The 23,699-nt window shown below is 73.4% G+C and carries 20 protein-coding genes; 17 read left to right on the top strand and 3 right to left on the bottom strand.

Annotated elements, in window-relative coordinates; genetic code table 11:
• Window positions 1–138: 138 nt before the first annotated feature.
• The gene (rpmB, locus tag JJV70_RS04070; protein WP_028426177.1) at window positions 139–324 is read right to left on the bottom strand and encodes a 50S ribosomal protein L28; all 186 of its coding nucleotides are present in this window, start codon (window positions 322–324) and stop codon (window positions 139–141) included.
• Between the two features lie 359 nt (window positions 325–683).
• On the opposite strand from rpmB, the gene JJV70_RS04065 reads away from it, so the two are divergent.
• From JJV70_RS04065 to mutM, 9 genes are all read left to right on the top strand, one after another.
• Window positions 684–2,282 (top strand): DAK2 domain-containing protein, encoded by a 1,599-nt coding sequence (locus tag JJV70_RS04065; RefSeq protein WP_308294670.1) that lies wholly within the window; start codon window positions 684–686, stop codon window positions 2,280–2,282.
• Window positions 2,283–2,398: 116 nt separating this feature from the next.
• On the top strand, window positions 2,399–4,624 hold the full coding sequence (recG, locus tag JJV70_RS04060; protein WP_219046289.1) for an ATP-dependent DNA helicase RecG: 2,226 nt from the start codon (window positions 2,399–2,401) through the stop codon (window positions 4,622–4,624).
• Window positions 4,625–4,824: 200 nt separating this feature from the next.
• On the top strand, window positions 4,825–5,412 hold the full coding sequence (rsmD, locus tag JJV70_RS04050) for a 16S rRNA (guanine(966)-N(2))-methyltransferase RsmD (protein WP_219046317.1): 588 nt from the start codon (window positions 4,825–4,827) through the stop codon (window positions 5,410–5,412).
• 26 nt (window positions 5,413–5,438) lie between these two features.
• The gene (coaD, locus tag JJV70_RS04045) at window positions 5,439–5,915 is read left to right on the top strand and encodes a pantetheine-phosphate adenylyltransferase (protein WP_219046316.1); all 477 of its coding nucleotides are present in this window, start codon (window positions 5,439–5,441) and stop codon (window positions 5,913–5,915) included.
• A gap of 56 nt (window positions 5,916–5,971) precedes the next feature.
• Window positions 5,972–7,099, top strand: a complete 1,128-nt coding sequence (locus JJV70_RS04040; RefSeq protein WP_219046288.1) for a cell division initiation protein — start codon at window positions 5,972–5,974, stop codon at window positions 7,097–7,099.
• A 341-nt stretch (window positions 7,100–7,440) separates the two neighbouring features.
• Complete coding sequence (locus tag JJV70_RS04035; protein ID WP_219046287.1) at window positions 7,441–8,004, top strand: DUF177 domain-containing protein; 564 nt, start codon at window positions 7,441–7,443, stop codon at window positions 8,002–8,004.
• Window positions 8,005–8,006: 2 nt separating this feature from the next.
• Window positions 8,007–8,180 carry a 50S ribosomal protein L32 gene (gene rpmF / locus JJV70_RS04030; RefSeq protein ID WP_219046286.1) on the top strand — a complete coding sequence of 58 codons (174 nt, stop codon included), beginning with the start codon at window positions 8,007–8,009 and terminating at the stop codon, window positions 8,178–8,180.
• Window positions 8,181–8,199: 19 nt separating this feature from the next.
• The gene (rnc, locus tag JJV70_RS04025; protein WP_219046285.1) at window positions 8,200–9,021 is read left to right on the top strand and encodes a ribonuclease III; all 822 of its coding nucleotides are present in this window, start codon (window positions 8,200–8,202) and stop codon (window positions 9,019–9,021) included.
• A 65-nt stretch (window positions 9,022–9,086) separates the two neighbouring features.
• Entirely contained in the window at window positions 9,087–9,959 is an 873-nt protein-coding gene (gene mutM, locus JJV70_RS04020) for a bifunctional DNA-formamidopyrimidine glycosylase/DNA-(apurinic or apyrimidinic site) lyase (RefSeq protein ID WP_219046284.1), read from the top strand.
• Window positions 9,960–10,055: 96 nt separating this feature from the next.
• Here mutM and JJV70_RS04015 read toward each other — a convergent pair whose 3' ends face one another.
• The gene (locus tag JJV70_RS04015) at window positions 10,056–11,033 is read right to left on the bottom strand and encodes a CAP domain-containing protein (protein ID WP_219046283.1); all 978 of its coding nucleotides are present in this window, start codon (window positions 11,031–11,033) and stop codon (window positions 10,056–10,058) included.
• 247 nt (window positions 11,034–11,280) lie between these two features.
• Between JJV70_RS04015 and JJV70_RS04010 the strand changes: the two genes are divergently transcribed.
• The 5 genes from JJV70_RS04010 to ftsY all read left to right on the top strand — a co-directional run bounded on the left by JJV70_RS04010 (window position 11,281) and on the right by ftsY (window position 18,979).
• Window positions 11,281–11,544, top strand: a complete 264-nt coding sequence (locus JJV70_RS04010) for an acylphosphatase (RefSeq protein ID WP_257573345.1) — start codon at window positions 11,281–11,283, stop codon at window positions 11,542–11,544.
• A gap of 328 nt (window positions 11,545–11,872) precedes the next feature.
• Window positions 11,873–12,079, top strand: a complete 207-nt coding sequence (locus JJV70_RS04005; RefSeq protein WP_219046281.1) for a hypothetical protein — start codon at window positions 11,873–11,875, stop codon at window positions 12,077–12,079.
• A gap of 346 nt (window positions 12,080–12,425) precedes the next feature.
• The gene (gene smc, locus JJV70_RS04000; RefSeq protein WP_219046280.1) at window positions 12,426–15,986 is read left to right on the top strand and encodes a chromosome segregation protein SMC; all 3,561 of its coding nucleotides are present in this window, start codon (window positions 12,426–12,428) and stop codon (window positions 15,984–15,986) included.
• Between the two features lie 225 nt (window positions 15,987–16,211).
• Window positions 16,212–17,633: a sugar porter family MFS transporter gene (locus JJV70_RS03995; RefSeq protein ID WP_308294669.1), complete on the top strand. Its 1,422-nt coding sequence runs from the start codon at window positions 16,212–16,214 to the stop codon at window positions 17,631–17,633.
• A gap of 119 nt (window positions 17,634–17,752) precedes the next feature.
• Entirely contained in the window at window positions 17,753–18,979 is a 1,227-nt protein-coding gene (ftsY, locus tag JJV70_RS03990; RefSeq protein ID WP_219046279.1) for a signal recognition particle-docking protein FtsY, read from the top strand.
• A gap of 241 nt (window positions 18,980–19,220) precedes the next feature.
• Here the strand turns inward: ftsY and JJV70_RS03985 are convergent, their stop codons facing one another.
• Window positions 19,221–19,904: a bifunctional DNA primase/polymerase gene (locus tag JJV70_RS03985; protein WP_219046278.1), complete on the bottom strand. Its 684-nt coding sequence runs from the start codon at window positions 19,902–19,904 to the stop codon at window positions 19,221–19,223.
• A gap of 311 nt (window positions 19,905–20,215) precedes the next feature.
• Between JJV70_RS03985 and JJV70_RS03980 the strand changes: the two genes are divergently transcribed.
• The 3 genes from JJV70_RS03980 (at window position 20,216) to JJV70_RS03970 (ending at window position 23,628) form a co-directional block, all read left to right on the top strand.
• Window positions 20,216–21,721: a hypothetical protein gene (locus tag JJV70_RS03980; protein WP_219046277.1), complete on the top strand. Its 1,506-nt coding sequence runs from the start codon at window positions 20,216–20,218 to the stop codon at window positions 21,719–21,721.
• Window positions 21,722–22,006: 285 nt separating this feature from the next.
• Complete coding sequence (locus JJV70_RS03975; protein WP_219046276.1) at window positions 22,007–23,293, top strand: ammonium transporter; 1,287 nt, start codon at window positions 22,007–22,009, stop codon at window positions 23,291–23,293.
• Window positions 23,290–23,628, top strand: coding sequence for a P-II family nitrogen regulator (locus tag JJV70_RS03970; RefSeq protein ID WP_219046275.1), 339 nt, complete (start codon window positions 23,290–23,292; stop codon window positions 23,626–23,628). Before JJV70_RS03975 ends, JJV70_RS03970 begins: the two co-directional genes overlap by 4 nt.
• The last annotated feature ends 71 nt before the right edge of the window (window positions 23,629–23,699 follow it).

The raw sequence follows: 23,699 nt of genomic DNA, 5'->3' as shown, positions 1-23,699 counted from the left end.
TGGGCTGGCGCAGCCCCTCCGGAGCCCCGCCGGCGCACACAGACGAGCCCCCGGGGTCACAAGACCCGGGGGCTCGGCACGCTTGTTACAGGCTTACGTGGCGAAAGCCTGCTGTGCGCGGCTGACGCCCGGCAAGGGCTATCGCGAGACCTTGCCAGCCTTGATGCACGAGGTGCAGACGTTGAGCCGCTTCGGCGTCCGACCGACCACGGCACGCACGCGCTGGATGTTGGGGTTCCAGCGACGCGGGGTGCGGCGGTGCGAGTGGGAGATGCTGTTGCCGAAGCCCGGCCCCTTGCCGCAGACATCGCAGTTGGCAGCCACGGGTCACTCCAAAGACTTCAGATTCACGTACGGTGGGTCCTGGCCGCGCAGCCTCGCGGAGAGATCGTGTGCCAGGGAGTCGGCGCCCGACTCGAACGTCAGGCAACCGGAGCAGCATACAACGGCTGCTCGCGGACCTCGAAATCACCTCCCCGCTCCGGTCCCTCTCCTGCCGCTGTCCCGCCGGTTTCCTGCCGCCTGCCCGCCCCCGCATACTTGCCGCGCCCGTGCGCATACTTCCTCTCGTCCGGCCTTTTCCCCGCCGCCCGCTGGGCACGCGTCCCGCGGCTACCCTGCGGGCACCGCGCCCGACCGCACGCCCGCTGCCCGCCGCCCGACCAGGAGAGGTGCCCCGCCCGGTGCCGCACACGCTCGACGCCACCGCCGTCCGCGCCTGGTGCGCCGGAGCCCTCGATGCCCTCGGCAGCGCCCGGGAGACGATCGACGCCATCAACGTCTACCCCGTCGCGGACGCCGACACCGGGACGAACCTCTACCTCACCGTCGAGTCCGCCGCGCAGGCCGTGGAGGCGGCCGGGGTGGGCACCCCCACGCTCCCGGAGGCCGTCGGCGCGATGGCGCACGGCGCGCTGCTGGGCGCCCGTGGCAACTCCGGCACGATCCTCGCCCAACTGCTGCGCGGTCTGGCGGCGGAACTGGCCGCGGGCGGCGAACTGCGCGGCGCGCTGGACAGCGCGGCCCGGCTCGCCCGGCAGGCGGTCGCCCACCCGGTCGAGGGCACCATCCTCACCGTCGCCGCCGCCGCCGCTGACGCCGCCGCCCGCGTCGAGGGCGACGACGCCGCCGTGGTCCGCGCCGCCTGCGCCGGCGCCCGCGCGGCGCTGGCCCGCACCCCGGGCCAGCTGCCGCCGCTCGCCCAGCGGGGGGTGGTGGACGCGGGCGGCTACGGCCTGGTCACCGTCCTGGACGCGCTGCTGGTCGCCCTCACCGGCGAGCACCCGCACCAGAGGCCCGCCGACCGCTCCGAGGCGCCGCCGCAGGAGCAGCCGCACCCCGGTCCGGCCGCCGACGCCTGCCCGCCCGCCGCAGGCGGACCGGCAAGCCCCGCGTTCGAGGTGATCTACCTGCTGGACGCCACCGAGACGGCCGTCGCCCGGCTCCGTGACCGGCTCGACGCGCTCGGCGACTCCCTCGTCATCGTCGGCGGGGACGAGCTGTGGCACGTGCACGTGCACGCCGACGACGCCGGTGCCGCCATCGAGGCGGGCATCGAGGCCGGACGGCCCCACCGGGTGCGCATCACCCACCTCGCACCGCCGCCTGGGGCCACCGAACCCGCGCGGCGCGCGGTGGTGGCCGTGGTACCGGGCGAGGGGCTGGCCGCGCTGTGCGCACAGGCCGGGGCCACGACCGTCACCATGCACCCGGAGGAGCCGCCGGGCAGTGGCGAGCTGCTCGCCGCCGTGCGCCGGGCCCACGCGCGCGAGGTGGTGCTGCTGCTCGGCGGCCCCGGGCTGCGGCACCCCGCGGCGGCCGCCGCCGAACAGGCCCGGGCCGAGGAGGTGCGGGTGGCGATCATCCCCACCCGCTCCCCGGTGCAGGCGCTGGCCGCGCTGGCGGTGCACGAGCCCGAGCGCCGGTTCGACGAGACCGTGGTCGCGATGACGTCGGCCGCCGGAGCCACCCGGTACGCGGAGGTGACGGTCGCCGAGGCGCGGTCGTGGACGACGCAGGGCGTCTGCGAGGCCGGGGACGTGCTCGGCCTGATCGACGGCGACGTGGCCCTCATCGGCACCGACCTCACCGCGGCGGCCGTCGCCGTGATCGACCGCATGCTGGCGGCCGGGGGCGAACTCGTCACGCTTGTCCTCGGGCAGGGCGCGCCGGACGGGCTCGCGGAGCGGCTTCAGGAGCGGGTGCGCGGCGCCCACCTGGGAGTGGACACCGCCGTCTACACCGGGCGCCAGCCCGCACCGCTGCTGATCGGGGTGGAGTAGCCGCCGCTCAGCCGCCACCGCGGCGGGCGTGCGGTAGAACGGACGCCGGTGCCGCACGTGCTCGCGGAGCGTTCGCGGGCCACCTGTCATACCCGTGCGTCAGGATGGGCAGCGCGATGGAGACCGAGTCGGCTCTGGCCGAGCCCCTGAAGAAGACGGTCGGCGGTACCACGGCGAAGGTGCTGGCCGACCACCTTGACCTGCACACCGTCGGGGACCTGCTGCACCACTACCCGCGCCGCTACGCCGAGCGCGGCGAGCTGACGCGCCTGGTGGACCTGCCGCTGGACGAGCACGTCACCGTCGTCGCCCAGGTCGCCGACGCGCGCATGCACTCCTTCAACCGTGGCCGGGGCCAGCGCCTTGAGGTGACGCTGACGGACGGCAGCGGGCGGCTCCAGCTGGTCTTCTTCGGGCGCGGCGCGTACGCGCACGAAAAGAAGCTGCTGCCCGGCCGGCGCGGCATGTTCGCGGGCAAGGTGTCGGTGTTCAACCGCAAGCTCCAGCTCGCCCACCCCGACTACAAGCTGCTGGAGGAGGACAGCGGCCAGGAGGAGGTGCGGCAGTTCGCCGGTGCGCTGCTGCCGCTCTACCCGGCCGTGCGGCAGCTGAATTCCTGGAAGATCGAGCAGGCGGTGAGCACCGTCCTGACGTCGATGGAGGCCATCGGCTGGGCCGGGCTGGCCGATCCGCTGCCCGCGTCGCTGCGCGAGGGCCGCGGGCTGCTGCCGCTGGGTGAGGCACTGCGCGCGGTGCACCGCCCGGCGTCCTGGGCCGAGGTGCACGCGGCGCGGGACCGGCTGAAGTGGGACGAGGCGTTCGTGCTCCAGCTCGCTCTGGCCCGGCGCCGCGCGGCCGACGCCCAGCTGCCCGCCGTCCCGCGCACCGCGTCCGGTGATGGCATCCTCGCCGCCTTCGACGCCCGCCTGCCGTTCACGCTCACCGAGGGTCAGCAGCGCGTCAGCGGCGAGATCTTCGCTGACCTGGCCACCGCCCACCCCATGCACCGCCTCCTCCAGGGTGAGGTGGGCTCGGGCAAGACGATGGTCGCGCTGCGCGCCATGCTCACCGTGGTGGACGCCGGCGGACAGGCCGCGCTCCTGGCGCCCACCGAGGTGCTGGCCCAGCAGCACCACCGCTCGATCGTGGAGATGCTGGGCGAGCTGGCCGAGGGCGGCATGCTCGGCGGCGCGGAACACGGCACCAAAGTCGTGCTGCTGACCGGTTCCATGGGCGCCACCGCCCGCCGCCAGGCGCTGCTGGACCTGGCCACCGGTGAGGCTGGCCTCGTCATCGGCACCCATGCGCTGATCGAGGACAAGGTTCAGTTCCACGATCTCGGCCTGGTGGTGGTGGACGAGCAGCACCGGTTCGGCGTCGAGCAGCGGGACGCGCTGCGGGCCAAGGGCAAGCAGCCGCCGCACCTGCTGGTCATGACGGCGACGCCGATCCCGCGCACCGTCGCCATGACGGTCTTCGGCGACCTGGAGACCTCCGTGCTCGACCAGCTCCCGGCCGGGCGTTCGCCCATCGCCACCCACGTGGTACCCGCCGCCGACAAGCCGCACTTCCTCACCCGCGCCTGGGAGCGGGTGCGTGAGGAGATCGCGGGCGGCCACCAGGCGTACGTGGTGTGCCCGCGCATCGGAGACGACGAGCCGGGCGGGGCCGACGCGCCGGACAGCGGTGCGCAGGCGGCCGGGGAAGGCGCGGACGGCGAGGAGCGGCGGCCGCCGCTGGCCGTGCTGGACGTCGCCGCGCAGCTGGCCGCCCAGCCGCTCGCCGGGCTGCGGGTGGAGGTGCTGCACGGGCGGATGGCACCGGACGCCAAGGACGACGTCATGCGCCGTTTCGGCGCCGGAGCGGTGGACGTGCTGGTCGCCACCACCGTGATCGAGGTCGGCGTCAATGTGCCCAATGCCACCGTCATGGTGATCATGGACGCGGACCGGTTCGGCGTCTCCCAGCTGCACCAGCTGCGCGGGCGGGTGGGCCGGGGTGCGGCGGCCGGGCTGTGCCTGCTGGTGAGCGAGGCGCCACCGGCGAGCGCCGCCCGCACCCGGCTGGACGCGGTGGCCGCCACGCTGGACGGCTTCGAGCTGTCCCGCATCGACCTCGAACAGCGCCGCGAGGGCGACGTGCTGGGGCAGGCCCAGTCCGGGGCCCGCACCAGCCTGCGGATGCTCACCGTCGTCGAGGACGAGGACATCATCGCCGAGGCCCGCACCGAGGCCAGCGCCGTGGTCGCCGCCGACCCGGCCCTGGAGCGCCATCCTGACCTGCGCACGGCGCTGGACGCCCTGCTCGACGCCGAGCGCGAGAGCTACCTCGACAAGGGCTGACGCCCGCCCGCCCCGGCGTGCCGCCAGATGCCACCTCCCGTTCCGGCACGGCCCGCCGCCGCGGCGCGGCCTTCCGCTCCCCCGGCCAGCGTAGAGCCGTGGGACGAAGCGGCCGTCAGGCGGCCTATCGTGGGGAGATGACCGGGCGTTCGCCCGGGCCGACCACGCAGCCGACCGCCCACACAAAGGACCTCGCGCCCATGACCCGCGTCATCGCCGGAGCCGCAGGCGGACGGCGGCTGGCAGTGCCGCCCGGGCAGGGCACCCGGCCCACCTCCGACCGGGCCAGGGAGGGCCTGTTCTCCAGCTGGGAGGCGCAACTCGGCGGTGGCTGGGCGGGCCTGCGGGTGCTGGACCTGTACGGCGGCTCCGGTGCCGTTGGTCTGGAGGCGCTTTCCCGGGGTGCTGCACACGTGCTGCTGGTCGAGTCCGACGCACGCGCCGCCCGCACGATCCGGCAGAACGTCCGCGCGCTGGGCCTGCCGGGGGCCGAGGTGCGCACCGGCCGGGCGGAGCAGGTGATCACCGGTGGCACCCAGTGCCCCTACGACGTCGTCTTCCTCGACCCGCCCTACGCCGTCGGCGACGCCGAACTGGGCGAGATCCTGCTCACACTCGACCGCCAGGGGTGGCTTGCCGACGAGGCGCTGGTCACCGTGGAGCGGAGCACCCGGGGCGGCGAATTCCGCTGGCCACCGGGGTTTACGGCGCTGCGCTCCCGCCGCTATGGCGAGGGCACGCTCTGGTACGGTCGCGCCGCCCAGCAAGAAGTTACCGCCGCGTCATGAGCAGCTCCGAGAGCGAGGAAACACCAGTGCGCCGCGCCGTCTGTCCGGGGTCCTTCGACCCCATCACCAATGGACACCTCGACATCATCGCCCGGGCCGCCAAGCTCTACGACGTGGTGCACGTGGCGGTAATGATCAACAAGAACAAGCAGGGGCTGTTCACCGTCGAGGAGCGCATCGAGCTGATCGAGACCGTCACCTCGGCGTTCGGCAACGTACACGTCGAGGCGTTCCACGGGCTGCTGGTGGACTTCTGCAAGCAGCGCGAGATCCCCGCCATCGTCAAGGGGCTGCGCGCCGTCAGCGACTTCGACTACGAGTTGCAGATGGCGCAGATGAACATCGGTCTCTCCGGCGTCGAGACGCTGTTCGTGCCGACCAACCCGGAGTACAGCTTCCTGTCCTCGTCGCTGGTCAAGGAGGTCGCCACCTGGGGCGGCGACGTCTCCCACCTGGTGCCGCCGCAGGTGCTGGAGGCACTCGGCAAGCGGCTCGCCCGCTGACGCCCCGCCGCGGTCGGCTGTCGCGCCGGGCGCCGGGGGCCGTACAGTCGGCTTTCGTGGACGTACAGTCAAGACTCGACGACATCGTGGCGGCGGTCCGGGACGCCCGCTCCATGCCGATGTCCGCCTCCTGCGTGATCAACCGGGCCGAACTCCTCGGCCTGCTGGAGGAAGTGCGCGACGCGCTGCCCGGCTCGCTGGCCGAAGCCCGGGAACTGATCGGTGACCGCGAGCAGATGGTCGCCGAGGCGCACCAGGAGGCGCGGCGCATCATCGACGCCGCCCACAGCGAGCGCGGTTCGCTCGTCGCGGGCACGGAGGTGGCCCGCCGCTCCCAGCAGGAGGCCGACCGCATCCTGGCCGAGGCGCGGCAGGAGGCGGACCGCGTCCGCGCCGAGGCCGACGACTACGTGGACAGCAAGCTGGCCAACTTCGAGGTCGTGCTGAGCAAGACCATCAACTCCGTAGGCCGGGGCAAGGACAAGCTGCTCGGCCGCCTGCCGGAGCCCGACGGGTACGACGCCCATGCCGGGGACACCGACGGCGCCCCGGACCGCCCCGCCGACCCGCGCGAGCTGCGGGACCGGGCGGACGCGTACGTCGAAGCCCAGTTCCAGGCGTTCGAGGCGGTGCTGACGAAGACGCTCAGCGCCGTGGGCCGTGGCCGCAGCAAGCTCGGCGGCCACCAGTCGATCGACGAGCTCGGCGCGCACCTCGCGGCGCAGGAGGAGGCCGGGACCGAGGGCCACCACCGGGTCCACGTCAGCGACGCGGACTACCTCGCCGGGCTGGCCGATCCCCAGCCGCAGGCGCCCGTGCCCCCCGCGCCCGCCCAGGCGCCGCACCTCCCCGCGCAGGCGCCGCCGCCTGCCCATCCGGACCCCTACGCACCGGCCGCGGCGTACCCGGCCCACTATCCCGCTCAGTACGCCGGGCAGCAGTCCTACGATCACGACGCCTACGCCTACCCCCAGCAGGGCTACCCGCCCCAGCCCGAGCCGTACGCCGGGTACGCGCAGCAGGGCTACCCGGACCAGCCCGACCCGTACGCGGCGGACCAGGACTACGGCCAGCAGCAGCCGTACCCGCCGCAGTCGGCGCCCGCCCCGCTGGACGAGACCAGCCTGTTTGACACCAGCATGATCGACCTGGAGCAGCTGCGCCGCTACGAGCAAGGCCACTGACCCGCCCCGGCCCCTTCCGATGACCCGTCCCGCACCTCCCGAACGGGAAAGGCGGGGGCCTTCTCCCGAGCGGGAAGGGGACGGGGGCCTTCCGCGAGGCGCCGCACGGGAGTGGGGAACGCCGCGCCCAGGCGCACCCACCAGCGGGTTCGGCGAATTGGGCGTAGCCCGCACCGTGAAGTAAGCTGTCCTTTCGGTCGCACAGACGCCCGCCTTTTCGGGCTGCCCAAAGCAATCGCCGCAGCCGTTCCAGACGAAAGCAGGAAGCCCTGAACGCCGCCCTCGACCCCCGCGCCCCGCTCGTGTTCGACACACGTGAGCTGGGCCGGCGTCCGGGTGCCATGAAGCGGCTCTCCCGCACGCTGGAGGCGCCGAAGGATCTCGGCACCGAGGTCATCGGCGTACCGGAGGGCGCGTCGCTGGACGTGGACCTCCGCATGGAGGCGGTCATGGAGGGCGTGCTCGTTACCGGGGACGCCCGTGCGCCGCTGGCGGGGGAGTGCGTAAGGTGTCTGGAGCCGCTGGAGCAGGAATGCGAGGCGGACTTCCAGGAGCTGTTCTCCTACCCCGACGCCGACGACCGGAGCCGTTTCACGGACACCGGTGACGACGCCGAGGACGAGGACGACACGCTTAGCCTTGAGGGAGACCTGTTCGACCTCGAACCCGTGCTGCGGGACGCGGTGGTGCTCTCACTGCCGATGCAGCCCGTGTGCCGGGAGGACTGCCCGGGGCTCTGCCCCCGGTGCGGGTTCCGGCTCGCGGACGATCCCGGCCACCAGCACGACGAGGCCGCCGACATCCGGTGGGCGGCCCTGGAGGGACTCGCCGAGGGCATCCGCCACGGCGGGAAGGACAACGTGAACGGCACCGCTCCCGGTGCCGACGAGAAGCAGGAGAAGTAGCCGTGGCCGTTCCCAAGCGGAAGATGTCGCGCAGCAACACGCGTCACCGCCGGTCGCAGTGGAAGGCTGCGGTCCCGGCCCTGGTGCAGTGCGAGCGCTGCCAGGAGCCGAGGCAGCAGCACATCGCGTGCCCGAGCTGCGGCACCTACAACAAGCGTCAGGTCCTCGAGGTCTGATCGGCGGGTGACAGGCTCCATGTCAGACGCCAGTACGCCCAAGCGGGCCACGGCGGGTCTGGTGGATGCGGCCTCGTCCCACACGCTGCTGGAAGGGCGGCTCGGCTATCAGCTTGAGTCCGCCCTTCTGACGCGTGCGCTGACGCACCGCAGCTTCGCGTACGAGAACGGCGGGCTGCCGACGAACGAGCGCCTGGAGTTCCTGGGCGACTCGGTTCTGGGCCTCGTCGTGACGGACACGCTCTACCGCTCGCACCCGGAGCTGCCCGAGGGCCAGCTCGCCAAGCTGCGGGCGGCCGTCGTCAACTCCCGGGCGCTGGCCGAGGTCGCGCGCGGTCTGGAACTGGGCTCCTTCGTCCGGCTCGGCCGTGGCGAGGAGGGTACCGGCGGCCGGGACAAGGCGTCGATCCTCGCGGACACGCTGGAAGCGGTGATCGGCGCCGTCTACCTGGACCAGGGCCTGGCCGCGGCCGAAGAACTGGTGCACCGGCTGTTCGACCCGCTGATCGAGAAGTCGGCGGGGCTGGGCGCGGGCCTGGACTGGAAGACCAGCCTCCAGGAGCTGACCGCGGCCGAGGGGCTTGGCGTCCCCGAGTACGTGGTCACCGAGTCCGGTCCGGACCACGAGAAGACCTTCACGGCTGCCGCCCGCGTCGGTGGTGTCGCGTACGGCACCGGCACCGGCCGCAGCAAGAAGGAAGCGGAGCAGCAGGCCGCCGAGACGGCCTGGCGCGAGATCCGCGCGTCGGCGGAGGCGGGTTCCGCGGCGCCGCGGCCCGAGCCAGGGCCAGGTGAGGCCGAGGCCGCCCCGGTGCGGGAGAGCGCGGACCGCAGCGTGTAGCGCGCCGCCGGGCAGGGGTGGTTACCTGCCCGGCCGGAGCGGGGAGAAAACCGGGAGGGTCGGCGGTGCCCGAGCTGCCTGAGGTGGAAGTCGTCCGGCGCGGGCTGGACCGCTGGGTCAGTGGGCGGACGGTCGAGGCCGCCACCGTGCTGCACCCGCGCGCGGTGCGCCGTCACCCGGCCGGTGCCGCCGACTTCGCCGCCCGCCTCGTCGGTCACCGCTTCGGTGCCGTCCAGCGGCGCGGCAAGTACCTGTGGCTGCCGCTGGCCGCCGGGGAGGGGGACGAGCCCGGGTTCGCCGTCCTCGCCCACCTGGGCATGAGCGGCCAGCTGCTGGTGCAGCCCGCCACCGCGCCGCACGAACGGCACCTGCGGGTGCGGGTCACGTTCGCGGACGCGGACGCGGGCGAGCTGCGCTACGTTGACCAGCGCACCTTCGGCGGGCTCTCGGTACACCCGGTCACCCCCGACGGCCTGCCCGACGTCATCGCGCACATCGCCCGGGACCCGCTCGACCCGCTGTTCGACGACGACGCCTTCCACACCGCGCTGCGGGGCAAGCGCACCACGCTCAAGCGGGCGCTCCTGGACCAGTCGCTGATCAGCGGTGTCGGCAACATCTACGCGGATGAGGCGCTGTGGCGCGCCCGACTGCACTACGACCGGCCGAGCGCGACGCTGACCCGGCCGCGCACACACGAGCTGCTGGGCCACATCCGCGACGTGATGACGGCCGCCCTCGCGGTGGGGGGCACCAGCTTCGACAGCCTCTACGTGAACGTCAACGGCGAGTCCGGCTACTTCGACCGCTCGCTGGACGCCTACGGGCGCGAGGACGAACCCTGCCGCCGCTGCGGCACCCCGATGCGCCGCCGGGCGTGGATGAACCGCTCCAGCTACTTCTGCCCGCGCTGCCAGCGCCCGCCCCGGCCGCGCTGAGCAGCGCCCTCCCGGACGGCCCTGGGCAGTGTGGCGCGGGGCCGGGGCCGGGGCGGCGTGCGGCCGGGCGGTGCCCGGCCCCGCGCCACACCGCCGTCAGTAGCCGAACGCCTGCGTCCACCACGGGCCGCCGCTGGCGACGTGCGCGCCCACGCCGAGGGTGGTGAAGTCGCAGTTCAGGATGTTCGCGCGGTGGCCGGGGCTGTTCATCCAGGACTCCATGACGGCCTCCGCACTCGCCTGGCCGCGGGCGATGTTCTCGCCGCCCATGTGGTCCACGCCCGCCTCCCGGGCCCGGTCAAAGGGGCTGCGGCCCTCGGGGTCGGTGTGCGAGAAGTAGCCGCGCGCGGCCATGTCCCGGCTGTGGCTGCCCGCGAGCCGCGCGAGGTCCGCGTCCGCGCGCACGGCCTGGCAGCCCGCCTTCGCCCGTTCCTGGTTGACCAGAGCGAGGACCTGCGCCTCGACCTGGGAGTGGGCGCCGCTGTCGCCCGGCGTGCCGGGAGCCTTGCTGGTCGGGGGTGCCGGGGTCGTCGGCTTAGGCGCGGGCCGGGTGGGCTCGGTCGTGCGGGTGGGCGGCGCGGAGGTCTTGGGCGCGGTCTCGCCGTTCTTGCCGCCGGACTCCGCATCCGCGTCGCCGCCGCGCTCCGTCTCCTGGCCGTCCGGGGTTTTCGACGCCTCCGGTGACTTCTTCGCGCCGGGCTCGTCGGACGGGGACGGGGACGGCTTCGCGCTCGGCGTGGTGCGCTGCTCGTCGCGGCTCGCGGCGGCCTCGTCGCGGTCGTCGGCCCCCGTTCCGGCGCCCTGGAAGGGCGTGGCGGTGCCGTCACCGGCCCGGACGGAGGTGGCCGGGTCGTCGTCACCGCCGATGAGGCCGAAGCCGTCCCCGGCGCCGGGGACGAACCCGGAACCCACGGCCACCGTGCCGACGGCCGCTGCCGCCGATATGCCCAGCAGGCCGGTCTTCACCGGGGTACGGCGGCGCTTGCGGTGCGAGACCCGGGCCCGCTCGGCCGTGGGGGACAGCGCGGGGTCGTGCGCGGCGGGAGCGGCGTGTGCGCGTCGGTGGCGGCCCATGTCTCGCTGTCCTCACGTGATCGACGATCGGCGCGGCTCACTCGTTCGAGTGGCGCTTGTTCCGGGGGAATCTACGCCATGGCGCCCGGGGCGGAAGTGCCCCGGCGGGAATTGGGCGGATAGCGTGCGCCACATGAGCACAGAGAGCAACAATGCGACCGACGGTAACCGCGAGACGGGTGGGGCGGCGTCCTCGGAGCCCTCGGCCGCCCGCACTCCCCCTGACCCGGGGGAGGGGGAGGTGCGGATGACGGCGTGGGTGCGCGGCCGGGTACAGGGCGTCGGTTTCCGCTGGTACACCCGGGCGAACGCGCTGCGCATCGGAGGGCTGACCGGTTTCGCGACCAACCTGGGCGACGGCCGGGTCCAGGTCGTCGCCGAGGGGCCGCGCGGCCACTGTGCCGCCCTGCTGGACTGGCTGCGCGGCGAGGACACACCGGGGCAGGTCACCGGCGTCACGGAGATCTGGGACACTGCGCGCGGCGGCTATCCCGGCTTCGAGATCCGGTAACCACCGGGCCCCGGGTGGCCCTCCGGGAACTGGTTGCCAAACGGCGCCTGACGTGCAAGGCTGCGCAGCGAGTGATCCACAGGGGTCCGCGGGATCCGTGGGCCTGTTCCGGCGCACCTCACGCCGTCCGAGCCGGGACACTCGCGCATACGGCGTGTGATCGTGTTGACCGCCGTCACTTTTGGTGAGACGCTTGAAGCCCCGCGCACCTTGGCTGTCTGGCCCTGAAAACCTGTGCAGAGCGGCCGTTCGCGGGTGCTCACATCACATTTTCCCTCACGACCCACCACCGCTGCGGTCGGTCACTCAGTGTGGAGGACCATCCATCATGGCAAAGGCGCTTCTCGGTTACGTCGGCGGCTCCGACCCCCGAGTCCTCGCCGAGATGCGACGGCTTCAGCAGCGCGTTCAGGATCTGGAGTCCGAACTCGTCCGGATGCAGGCCGAGAACGACGCACTGTCCGCCGCCGCTCGTCACGGCGACTCGCTGCTTGACAGCATCGACGTAACCAAGGGCGAGCCCGCTCTCACCTGACCCGTACCCGGGCGGGTGTGCGCGTGGCGCTCACCGAGCGAAGAACCGCGAGGGACGCTTCGGCGTCCCTTCGTCATGTGGAGGCGTCAGGTGAGCGCCTCGTGTGGGATCTGCGGCTGTCCGTCCGGCCCTTCCGCCGTATCCGCCGCCCGCCGCAGAGCCCGGCTGCCCTCTTTGACGGTCCGTGCCATCCTCCCCGGGACCCGGAACGCTTCCGGGACCCGCCGATCGTTCGCTGACTGTCACCGAGTGCGGCGCCTGCTCACTCTGCGCGCTCCCCCTTACCGAGTGATGTGCCCTTCACCTTCAGCGGCGAAACCGTGGCTGCCCGGTAAAGTCACCCGCCGTGCACCTCAAGAGCCTCACCCTGCGCGGATTCAAGTCGTTCGCGTCCGCCACCACGCTGCGCTTCGAGCCCGGCATCACGTGTGTGGTGGGCCCGAACGGCTCCGGGAAGTCCAACGTGGTGGACGCGCTGTCGTGGGTGATGGGGGAGCAGGGCGCGAAGTCACTGCGCGGCGGCAAGATGGAGGACGTCATCTTCGCCGGCACCGCGGGCCCAAGCGGGCGTCCCGCGCTCGGCCGCGCCGAGGTCTCCCTCACGATCGACAACGCCGACGGTGCCTTGCCGATCGAGTACGCCGAGGTCACCATCACGCGGACCATGTTCCGCAACGGCGGCAGCGAGTACCAGATCAACGGCGACACCTGCCGCCTGCTGGACATCCAGGAGCTGCTCTCGGACTCCGGCATCGGCCGCGAGATGCACGTCATCGTCGGGCAGGGCCAGCTCGACGGGGTCCTGCACGCCGACCCCACCGGGCGGCGCGCCTTCATCGAGGAGGCCGCCGGCGTCCTCAAACACCGCAAGCGCAAGGAGAAGGCGCTGCGGAAACTGGACGCGATGCAGGCCAACCTCGCCCGCGTCCAGGACCTCACCGACGAGCTGCGCCGCCAGCTCAAGCCGCTGGGCCGCCAGGCCGCCGCCGCCCGCCGGGCCGCCGTCATCCAGGCCGACCTGCGCGACGCCCGGCTGCGCCTGCTCGCCGACGACCTGGTCACCCTGCACGACGCGCTGCGGGCCGAGATCGCCGACGAGGCGGCCCTGAAGGAGCGCAAGGACGCCGCCGAGGCCGCCCTGCGCGAGGCCCAGCAGCGCGAGGCGCGGCTGGAGGAGCAGGTGCGGCAGCTGACGCCGCGTCTGCACCAGGCCCAGCAGACCTGGTACGAACTCTCCCAGCTGGCCGAGCGGGTGCGCGGCACGATCAGCCTGGCCGACGCCCGGGTCACCAGCGCCCGCGCCGCGCCCCCGGAGGAGCGCCGGGGCCGCGAACCGGAGGACCTGGAGCGCGAGGCCGCCCGCATCCGTGAGCAGGAGGCCGAACTGGAGGCCGCGCTGGAGGCCGCCAGCCGGGCCCTGGAGGACACCGCGGGCCATCGCGCCGAGCTGGAGCGCCGTCTCGCCGACGAGGAACGCCAGCTCAAGGACGCCGCCCGCGAGATCGCCCAGCGCCGCGAACAACTCGCCCGGCTCGGCGGCCAGGTGAGCGCCGCCCGCAGCAAGGCCGCCTCCGCCCAGGCCGAGATCGACCGGCTGACCACCGCCCGCGACGACGCCACCCGCCGGGCCGCCACCACCCAGGCCGAGTACGAGGCGCTGCGCTCGGAGGTGGACGGGCTGGACGAGGGTGACGCCGAACTCGCCGCCCGGCACGACGCCGCCCGCGCCGAACTCGCCGACGCCGAAAACGAGCTGAGCGCCGCCCGGGACGCGCTCGCCGACGCCGAGCGGGAACGCGCCGCCACCGCCGCCCGCCGCGACGCGCTCGCCCTCGGGCTGCGCCGCAAGGACGGCACCGGGATGCTGCTGGACGCCCGCGAGCGGCTCAGTGGCCTGCTCGGCCCGGCCGCCGAACTGCTCACCGTCGAGGCGGGGCACGAACTGCCCGTCGCCGCCGCACTCGGTGCCGCGGCCGACGCCGTGGCCGTCACCGGGCCCGGTGCCGCCGCTGACGCGCTGCGGCTGCTGCGCAAGCAGGACGGCGGCCGCGCGGCTCTCCTGGTCGGCGGCGCCCCGGACCCCGGCCCGGACGGGGGCTCGGGTGAACTGGACGCCGTCTGTCTGGTGCGCGGACCGCAGGAGCTGCTGCCCGCCGTGCGGCGGCTGCTGCACCGCATTGTCGTCGTGGACACCCTGGAGGACGCCGAGGACCTGGTGCGCCGCCGCCCGGAGCTGACCGCCGTCACCGCGGATGGCGACCTGCTCGGCGCTCACTTCGCGCACGGCGGCTCGGCCGGAGCGCCCAGTGCGCTGGAGGCTCAGGCGGCCGTGGACGAGGCCGGTGCCGCGCTGGAACGGCTGGACGCGCGCTGCGCGGAGCTGGCCGGTGACCGGGAGCGGGCGCGGGAGCGGCGGCGTGCCTGCGCGGCCACGGTGGAGGAGCTGGGCCGCGCGCGCAGCACGGCCGACCGGGAGAAGTCGGCCGTCGCCGCCCAGCTCGGCCGCCTCGCCGGGCAGGCCCGGGGCGCGGCGGAGGAGGCCGAGCGGTGCGAGCGCGCCGTCGCGCAGGCCGGTCAAGCCCTCGCCCAGGCCACCGAGCACGCCGCCGAACTCACCGAACGGCTCGCCGTCGCCGAGGAGGCCGCCGACGCGCTGGAGGAACCCGACACTGCGGCCCGGGACCGGCTGGCGGCCGACGGCGCCAACGCCCGGCAGACCGAGATGGAGGCCCGGCTCCAGGTCCGCACCCACGAGGAGCGGGTCAAGGCGCTGGCCGGGCGGGCCGACGGCCTGGACCGCGCCGCCCGCGCCGAACGCGAGACCCGCGCCCGCGCCGAGCGGCGCCGGGCCCGCCTGCGCCACGAGGCCGAGGTCGCCGCGGCCGTGGCCGCCGGGGCGCGGCAGCTGCTCGCGCACGTGGAGGTCTCCCTCGCCCGCGCCGAGCAGGAGCGGGCGGGCGCCGAGCGGGCCCGCGCCGAGTGGGACCGCGAGCTGAGCGCCGAGCGCGCCCGGGGCCGCGACCTGAAGGGGGAGCTGGACAAGCTGACCGACTCCGTGCACCGTGGCGAGGTCCTCGGCGCCGAGAAGCGCCTGCGCATCGAAGCGCTCCAGGGCCGCGCGCTGGAGGAACTGGGCGTCGAGCCGGACGTTCTCGTCGCCGAGTACGGGCCCGGCCAGCCGGTGCCGCCCTCACCGCCCGCCGAGGGCGAGGAACTGCCCGAGGACCCCGGGCATCCGCGCAACCAGCCGGTGCCCTTCGACCGCGCCGAGCAGGAGAAGCGCCTTCGGGCCGCCGAACGCGCCTACCAGAAGCTGGGCAAGATCAACCCGCTGGCGCTGGAGGAGTTCGCCGCGCTGGAGGAGCGCCACCAGTTCCTCAGCGAACAGCTGGACGACCTGAAGAAGACACGCGCCGATCTGCTCCAGGTCGTCCGGGACGTGGACGAGCGGGTGCGGCAGGTGTTCACCGAGGCGTTCCACGACACCGCCCGCGAGTTCGAAGGCGTCTTCTCCCGGCTCTTCCCCGGCGGCGACGGGCGGCTGGTGCTTACCGACCCCGACGACATGCTGACCACCGGCGTGGACGTCGAGGCCCGGCCGCCGGGCAAGAAGGTCAAGCGGCTGTCGCTGCTGTCGGGCGGGGAGCGCTCGCTGACGGCGGTGGCGCTGCTGGTGTCGATCTTCAAGGCCCGGCCCAGCCCGTTCTATGTCATGGACGAGGTGGAGGCCGCGCTGGACGACACCAACCTCCAGCGGCTGATCCGGATCATGAAGGAGCTGCAAGAGAGCTCCCAGCTCGTCGTGATCACCCACCAGAAGCGCACGATGGAGGTCGCCGACGCGCTCTACGGCGTCTCCATGCAGGGCGACGGCATCTCGAAGGTCATCAGCCAGCGCCTGAGCTGAGCGACCTGCCGAGGCGGAAGCTTCCTTCCTTCACTTGGTGAACGCGTGTGAGTTTTCCGTGGGCCTCGTGAGGTTCACCTCGGGGTATTGACTTCGACACTTGAAGGAATAGTCTCTGCGAGGTCGCTCTTTCGTTCCTCCGGCGGCGCGCGGTCATGCTGCGTCACCGGGAGAGGCGACGCTTCCCCATGCCCGGCACCGTGGCCGGGCCCCGCAGGAGACACCGTGACCAGCACCGAGCAGGTGACACCGGGCGCGACCGAACGGCCGCCACGCCTCACCTTCGTCATCTTCATCGCCGCGTCCGCCGCCATGGGCGGCTTCCTCTTCGGCTACGACAGCGCCGTCATCAACGGGGCCGTCGAAGGCATCCGGGGCAGGTTCGAGGTGGGCGGGACCACCCTCGGGGCCGTCATCGCGATCGCCCTGCTCGGCGCGGCCCTCGGCGCCATGATCGCCGGACGGCTCGCCGACCGGCTCGGACGGCCGCGCGTCATGCAGTTCGCCGCGCTCCTCTTCGCGCTCAGCGCCGTCGGCTCCATGCTCCCCTTCGCCCTGTGGGACCTGGCCATCTGGCGCGTCCTCGGCGGCGTCGCCATCGGCATGGCCTCCGTGATCGCGCCCGCCTACATCGCCGAGGTCGCCCCCGCCGCCTACCGCGGCCGCCTCGCCTCCTTCCAGCAGGCCGCGATCGTGCTCGGCATCGCCACGTCGCAGCTGGTCAACTTCGGACTGCTGAACCTGGCCGACGGCGACCAGCGCGGGCCGCTGCTCGGCCTGGAGGCCTGGCAGATCATGCTGGGCGTCGAAGTGCTCCCCGCGCTCGTCTACGGCCTGCTCGCCCTGCGCATCCCCGAGTCGCCGCGCTACCTGGTGGCGCAGGGCCGCACCGAGGACGCCAAGGCCGTCCTCGCCCAGGTCGAGCCCGCCCGCACCGACGTGGACGCCGAGGTCTCCCGCATCGCCACGCAGATGCGCCGCGAACACAAGCCGAGCCTGAAGGACCTCACCAGCGGCCGGTTCGGCCTGCTGCCCATCGTCTGGATCGGCATCGGCCTGTCCGTCTTCCAGCAGCTCGTCGGCATCAACGTGATCTTCTACTACAGCTCCTCGCTGTGGCAGTCCGTCGGCATCGACCCGACCAGCTCGTTCTTCTACTCCTTCACGACGTCCATCATCAACATCGTGGGCACCGTGATCGCGATGGTCCTCATCGACCGGGTCGGCCGCAAGCCGCTCGCGCTCACCGGCTCCGTCGGCATGGCGATCTCGCTCGGCCTGGCCGCCTGGGCGTTCTCGTTCAAACAGGGCGCGGGTGACGACGTGCGGCTCCCCGACCTCCAGGGCACCGTCGCGCTGATCGCCGCGCACTCCTTCGTGCTGTTCTTCGCGCTCTCCTGGGGCGTCGTGGTGTGGGTGCTGCTCGGCGAGATGTTCCCGAACCGCATGCGGGCGGCCGCCCTCGGTGTCGCCGCCGGAGCCCAGTGGATCACCAACTGGCTGATCACCGCCAGCTTCCCCTCGCTGGCCGAGTGGAACCTGTCGGGCTCCTACATGATCTACACCGCCTTCGCCGTGCTCTCCGTCCCGTTCCTGCTCAAGTGGGTGCCGGAGACGAAGGGCAAGGCGTTGGAGGAGATGGGCTGACCGACCCCGCTGCCCACTCCCCAGCGCTGCCCCGGCTCACCTGAGCCGGGGCAGCGCCGTGCCCGGCCCGGCCGATGGCCGATACTGGTCGGGCCGCGACTCACGACCCTAGGAACCCCATGGAAATCGTCATCCTCCTCGTCGTCATCGCCGTGGTCGCCCTCGGCGCCATCAGCGGGCTGGTGGTCAGCGGACGCCGGAAGAAGGAGGTACCGCCGCCGGAACCGGGCGCGCCGACGATCACCGCGCCGCCCGCCGAGCCGCACGTGGGCGAGGAAGCCGACGGCACGCCCGAGGCGCCCGGCCGCACCATCGACGAGGTGGGGCTTCCCGGTGCCACCGAGGCCCCGCCCGCCCCCGGGGAACCGGCCGTCATCGGGGAACCGGCCCCCGCCGCGCCCGGGATCGAGACCCCCGAGCCCGCCGCGGGCCGCCTGGTGCGGCTGCGCGCCCGGCTCTCCCGCTCCCAGACCACCCTGGGCAAGGGGCTGCTCTCGCTGCTCTCCCGCGACCACCTGGACGAGGACACCTGGGAGGAGATCGAGGACACCCTGTTGACCGCCGACGTCGGCGTCGCCCCCACCCAGGAGCTGGTGGAGCGGCTGCGCGAGCGCGTCCGCGTCCTGGGCACCCGCACCCCCGATGAGCTGCGCACGCTGCTGCGGGAGGAACTGCTGACGCTCGTCGGCACCGACCTGGACCGCTCCGTGCACACCGAGACTTCCGGCGCCGTGGACCGGCCCGGCGTCGTCCTGGTCGTCGGTGTCAACGGCACCGGCAAGACCACCACCACCGGCAAGCTGGCCCGCGTGCTGGTCGCCGACGGCAAGTCCGTCGTCCTGGGCGCCGCCGACACCTTCCGCGCCGCCGCCTCCGACCAGCTCCAGACCTGGGGCGAGCGCGTCGGTGCCCGCACCGTGCGCGGCCCGGAGGCCGGTGACCCCGCCTCCGTCGCCTTCGACGCCGTCAAGGAGGGCACGGCCGAAGGCGCCGACGTGGTGCTCATCGACACCGCCGGGCGCCTGCACACCAAGACCGGGCTCATGGACGAGCTGGGCAAGGTCAAGCGCGTGGTGGAGAAGCAGGGCCCGGTCGACGAGGTACTGCTGGTCCTGGACGCCACCACCGGCCAGAACGGCCTGGTGCAGGCCCGTGTCTTCGCCGAGGTCGTCAACATCACCGGCATCGTGCTCACCAAGCTCGACGGCACCGCCAAGGGCGGCATTGTCATCGCCGTCCAGCGCGAACTGGGCGTCCCGGTCAAGCTGATCGGCCTCGGCGAGGGCCCCGACGACCTCGCCCCCTTCGAACCCGAAGCCTTCGTCGACGCCCTCCTCGGCGACTGACGCCCCAGGCCCCGCCCCGGCCCTCAGGCCCGTGCCGCGATCTCTTCCTCCCGTGGGCCGGGGCCGGCCTGGCCCCGGCTGTCCCTTCGCCGCGACAGCCGGTCGCACGGCGGCGCGGCTCGGCGGGGAGGGGCTCGCAGGTCGCCCCCAGCGGTGCGGCCTGGCAGTCCGGTGGCCCGGGGCACGGGGACGGCAGCACCCGGTTGCGGGGGTGGGGAAGGGCAGGCGTACCGCGCAGCGGTCAGCCGCGCGGGCGGGCCAGCGCCGCGAGCGTGCCGAGCAGCAGCCGCGCCTGCGGCAGCCGCCCCCCGGCGGCGTCCAGCGTCGGCGGCCGCAGCCACCGCACCGGCCCGAGCCCGCCGAAGTCCGACGGCGGCGCGGTGATGTGCTCGCCGCGCCCCAGGCAGCGCAGGTCCAGCCCGGAGTCGTCCCATCCCATGCGGTAGAGCAGCCCCGGCAACTCGGTGGCCGCGCCCGGCGCCACCAGGAACCAGGCCCGCCCGTGCGGCGCGACGGCGACCGGACCCACCGGCAGCCCCATGCGTTCCAGCCGCACCAGGGCCCGGCGCCCGGCCTCCTCCGCCACGTCCAGCACGTCGAAAAAACGCCCGGTGGGCAGCAGCAGGGCGGCACCCGGCACCTGGCTCCAGACCTCACCCGCCTCGCGCAGCGTCGCCCCGGCGGGGACCTCCAGCGTGGCGTCCAGCGGGTGCGCACCCGGCGCCGGGCACGCGGACACGCCACAGGAGCACTGGGCGCCGCCCGCGCCGCGCAGCGCCCGTGTGCCGGGGACGACGGCCCAGCCCCACAGGCCGGTGTACTCCGCCACCGCCGTGCTCGCGGTGTTGCGGCCGTACCGCCCACCGCGCCGTGCGGTCAGCCGCAGCTCCCGGAACTCCCGGATGCCGCCCATCGTGAAGCCCATGCCCCCTCCAACGGGTCCGCCGGGCCGATGGTTACGCCGCCCACAGGTCCGGGTACGCAGCGCGATCAACGGTGCGAGCGCCGCACCGCGTCACCCGTGCGGGTGGTGATTGCCGCATGCCCAGTGATAGCGGAACCCGGCGCCGGTAGCTTCTGGCGAAGGGGTGGCGAATGGTGGCGATTTCGCGAAGAGCCTCGCCGTGCTCGTGATCACCGCATTACTTTCGGTGCACACGGCAGCGTGCGGACCAGCGGCGCCGCGTATGACGGGGGCATGACTCGGCGTCGCGTACGAGAAACAGGGGGCCTCAGGTGGGCGGCAACGGAAGCAGTGGCGGTACCGCCGACAAGCGCCCGAACGAGCAACTGGGCTCGTGGTTCGCGCGCAGCGGCTGGTCGAAGGGAGAGCTGGCCCGCCAGGTGAACCGCCGGGCGCGGGAGATGGGCGCGCACCACGTGAGCACCGACACCTCCCGGGTGCGGCGCTGGCTGGACGGGGAGCAGCCCCGCGAGCCGATCCCGCGCATTCTCTCGGAGCTGTTCTCCGGCCGCTTCGGCTGTGTCGTCGCCGTGGAGGACTTGGGCCTGCGCCAGGCCCGGCCCACGGCGGGGACCTCGGGCGTTGACCTGCCGTGGGCCGGGCCGCAGACGGTCGCACTGATCAGCGAGTTCTCCCGCAGCGACCTGATGCTGGGGCGCCGCGGCTACCTGGGCACCTCGCTGGCCGTGTCCGCCGGGCCAGCGCTCATCGAGCCCATGCAGCGCTGGCTGGTGCCCACCCCGGGTGGCCCGGGGGCGTCCGGGGTGCTCGCTGCCCTGCCCGGCCGCGGCGGTGAGCGGCGCCCGCCGGGCCTGTCCGCGCCGGAGCTGCGGCTGCTGGAGGACACCACCGAGATGTTCCGCGCCTGGGACGCCCAGTGCGGTGGCGGCCTGCGGCGCAAGGCGGTCGTCGGGCAGCTGCACGAGGTCACCGACCTGCTCCAGGAGACGCCCGCGCCCGACGTGCGCCGCCGCCTGTTCTCCGTCACCGCGCAGCTGTCGGAGCTGGCGGGGTGGATGAGCTACGACGTCGGCATCCAGCCCACCGCCCAGAAGTACTTCATCCTCGCCCTGCACGCCGCCAAGGAGGCCGGGGACCGCCCCTTCGGCTCGTACGTGCTGTCCCAGATGGCCCGCCAGATGATCCACCTCGGCCGCCCGGACGACGCGCTGGAACTGCTGCACCTCGCGCAGTACGGCAGCCGTGACGGCGCCACGCCACGCACCCAGGCGATGCTCTTCGCCATGGAGGCGCGCGCTTACGCCAACCTGGGCCAGCCCAAGCAGTGCCACCGCGCGGTGAAGCTCGCCGCCGAGAGCTTCGGCGAGATCGACCCGGCCCACGACGCCGACCCGGACTGGATCTCCTTCTTCTCCGAGGCCGAACTGAACGCGGAGAACGCGCACTCCTACCGGGACCTGGCCTATGTCGCCGGACGCAGCCACACCTACGCCAGCCTCGCCCAGGAGCCGATGGAGACGGCGGTCCGGCTGTTCGGCGAGGAGTGCCGCGGCGAGCAGGGTCACCACCGCAGCTACGCGCTGAACCTCGTCGGCCTGGCCACCGTGCACCTGCTGCGGCAGGAGCCGGAGCAGTGCGCGGACTGCGCCGGGCGTGCGATCGACGTCGCCAAGCGGCTGCGCTCGGAGCGGGTGAACACGCGCATCCGCAAGACCGTCGCCAGCGCGCACCGGGAGTACGGGGACGTCGCCGAGGTGGTCGCCCTCGCCGACCGCCTGCCCTACGAGCTGCCCGCCGCGGAGGCCACCGCCGTCTGACCGGGGCGGCGAGGGGGGCCCGGAGACCCGGAATGCGCCCGGACCGCGCGCGGCGCGCGGATTGGTGACGAACGCGGGGCACCCGAGGCCGCCGGGCCACCGCCCAGCAGGGCACGGCCGCGCACCGTGCCGCCCGGCCGTTCATCCGCGCGTAACACACCGGACGCACTCGTCACGGCCCCGAAACAACGCGGGGCATCACCGGAAACGGGGCTTTTGGAGCCTGGTGCGCATCCCCAGCCCCAGATCCGCCCCCACGGGTCGTGAAACGAGGAGACGTCCACATTGAACGGCGCGGATACCGCATTCGTCCTGATCAGCGCAGCGCTGGTCATGTTGATGACCCCAGGACTGGCGTTCTTCTACGGTGGCATGGTCCGGGTCAAGAGCGCACTCAACATGCTCATGATGAGCTTCATCGCGCTCGGCATCGTCAGCGTGCTGTACGTCCTGTTCGGCTACTCACTGGCCTTCGGCAGCGACACCGCCGGACTGATCGGCAGCCTGGAACACGTCGGCCTCTCCGGCATCGGCGTTGACACCCTGACCGGCGGTGACGAGGGCATCCCCGTGTTCGCCTTCGTCCTGTTCCAGATGATGTTCGCCGTCATCACCCCGGCCCTGATGAGCGGTGCGCTCGCCGACCGGGTGAAGTTCAGCGCCTGGGCGGTGTTCATCACGGTGTGGGTCAGCGTCGTCTACTTCCCGGTCGCGCACTGGGTGTGGGCCGAGGGCGGCTGGCTGTTCGACATGGGCGTCATCGACTTCGCCGGCGGCACCGCCGTCCACATCAACGCCGGCATCGGCGCGCTGGCCGCCGTCCTGGTCGTCGGCAAGCGGATCGGGTTCCGCAAGGAGCCGATGCGTCCGCACAGCCTGCCGCTGGTGCTGCTCGGTGCCGCGCTGCTGTGGTTCGGCTGGTTCGGCTTCAACGCCGGCTCGGCGCTCGCCGCCGACGGCACGGCCGCGAACATGGCGCTCAACACCCAGGTCGCCACGGCCACCGCGATCCTCGGCTGGCTGCTGTACGAGCGGATCAAGCACGGCGCGTTCACCACGCTGGGCGCGGCCTCCGGCGCCATCGCCGGTCTGGTCGCCATCACCCCGGCCGGGGCGTCCGTCAACGCCCTCGGCGCCATCGCGATCGGTCTCGTCGCCGGTGTGGCCTGCTCCTGGGCGGTGAGCTGGAAATTCAAGCTGGGCTACGACGACTCCCTCGACGTCGTCGGCGTCCACCTCGTCGGCGGGCTCATCGGCACCCTGATGGTCGGCTTCCTGGCCACCGAGGGCGCTGGCCTGACCCAGTTCGGCAAGCAGGCGCTGGGCGCGTTCGCGGTGATGGCGTTCACCTTCGTGGTCACCTGGGTGCTCGCCAAGCTGGTGGACGTCACGATGGGGCTGCGCGCCAGCGAGGACGACGAGATCGCCGGTGTGGACCAGGCGTTCCACGCGGAGACGGCGTACGACTTCAGCCAGGTCGGCACCTCCTCCGCCCGCGCCACGGCCGCCCCGGCGACGGCCGCCGCCCCGTCCGCCACCACCGCCACCGAGAGCAAGAAGGTTGACGCATGAAGCTGATCACCGCCGTCATCAAGCCCCACCGGCTGGACGAGGTCAAGGACGCCCTGCAGGCGTTCGGTGTGCACGGCCTGACGGTCACCGAGGCCAGCGGCTACGGGCGGCAGCGCGGCCACACCGAGGTCTACCGGGGCGCGGAGTACACCGTGGACCTGGTGCCGAAGATCCGCATCGAGGTGCTGGTCGACGACGACGATGCCGAGCAGCTGGTGGAAATCGTCGTCAAGGCGTCGCGCACCGGAAAGATCGGCGACGGCAAGGTGTGGACGGTCCCGGTCGAGGAGGCCGTGCGCGTCCGCACCGGCGAGCGCGGCCCCGACGCGCTCTGAGGCCCCGGGGCGGGGGCGCCGTGGCGGCGGGAGAAGCTCCCGCCGCCACGGCAGGTGACGCAAGGACCCAG

This window comes from Streptomyces sp. JJ66 (genome assembly GCF_019303495.1).
Lineage (GTDB): Bacteria > Actinomycetota > Actinomycetes > Streptomycetales > Streptomycetaceae > Streptomyces.
This window is presented reverse-complemented; position numbering and strand designations above follow the sequence as displayed.

Bases quoted from the DNA above. Each gene is read 5' to 3' on its own strand.
- JJV70_RS04015 (WP_219046283.1), bottom strand. From the start codon at position 11,033: ATGGGCCGCCACCGACGCGCACACGCCGCTCCCGCCGCGCACGACCCC.
- JJV70_RS04010 (WP_257573345.1), top strand. From the start codon at position 11,281: ATGACGGCGTGGGTGCGCGGCCGGGTACAGGGCGTCGGTTTCCGCTGG.
- rnc (WP_219046285.1), top strand. From the start codon at position 8,200: ATGTCAGACGCCAGTACGCCCAAGCGGGCCACGGCGGGTCTGGTGGAT.
- ftsY (WP_219046279.1), top strand. From the start codon at position 17,753: ATGGAAATCGTCATCCTCCTCGTCGTCATCGCCGTGGTCGCCCTCGGC.
- rsmD (WP_219046317.1), top strand. From the start codon at position 4,825: ATGACCCGCGTCATCGCCGGAGCCGCAGGCGGACGGCGGCTGGCAGTG.
- recG (WP_219046289.1), top strand. From the start codon at position 2,399: ATGGAGACCGAGTCGGCTCTGGCCGAGCCCCTGAAGAAGACGGTCGGC.
- JJV70_RS03985 (WP_219046278.1), bottom strand. From the start codon at position 19,904: ATGGGCTTCACGATGGGCGGCATCCGGGAGTTCCGGGAGCTGCGGCTG.
- JJV70_RS04035 (WP_219046287.1), top strand. From the start codon at position 7,441: ATGAAGCGGCTCTCCCGCACGCTGGAGGCGCCGAAGGATCTCGGCACC.
- JJV70_RS03970 (WP_219046275.1), top strand. From the start codon at position 23,290: ATGAAGCTGATCACCGCCGTCATCAAGCCCCACCGGCTGGACGAGGTC.
- JJV70_RS04005 (WP_219046281.1), top strand. From the start codon at position 11,873: ATGGCAAAGGCGCTTCTCGGTTACGTCGGCGGCTCCGACCCCCGAGTC.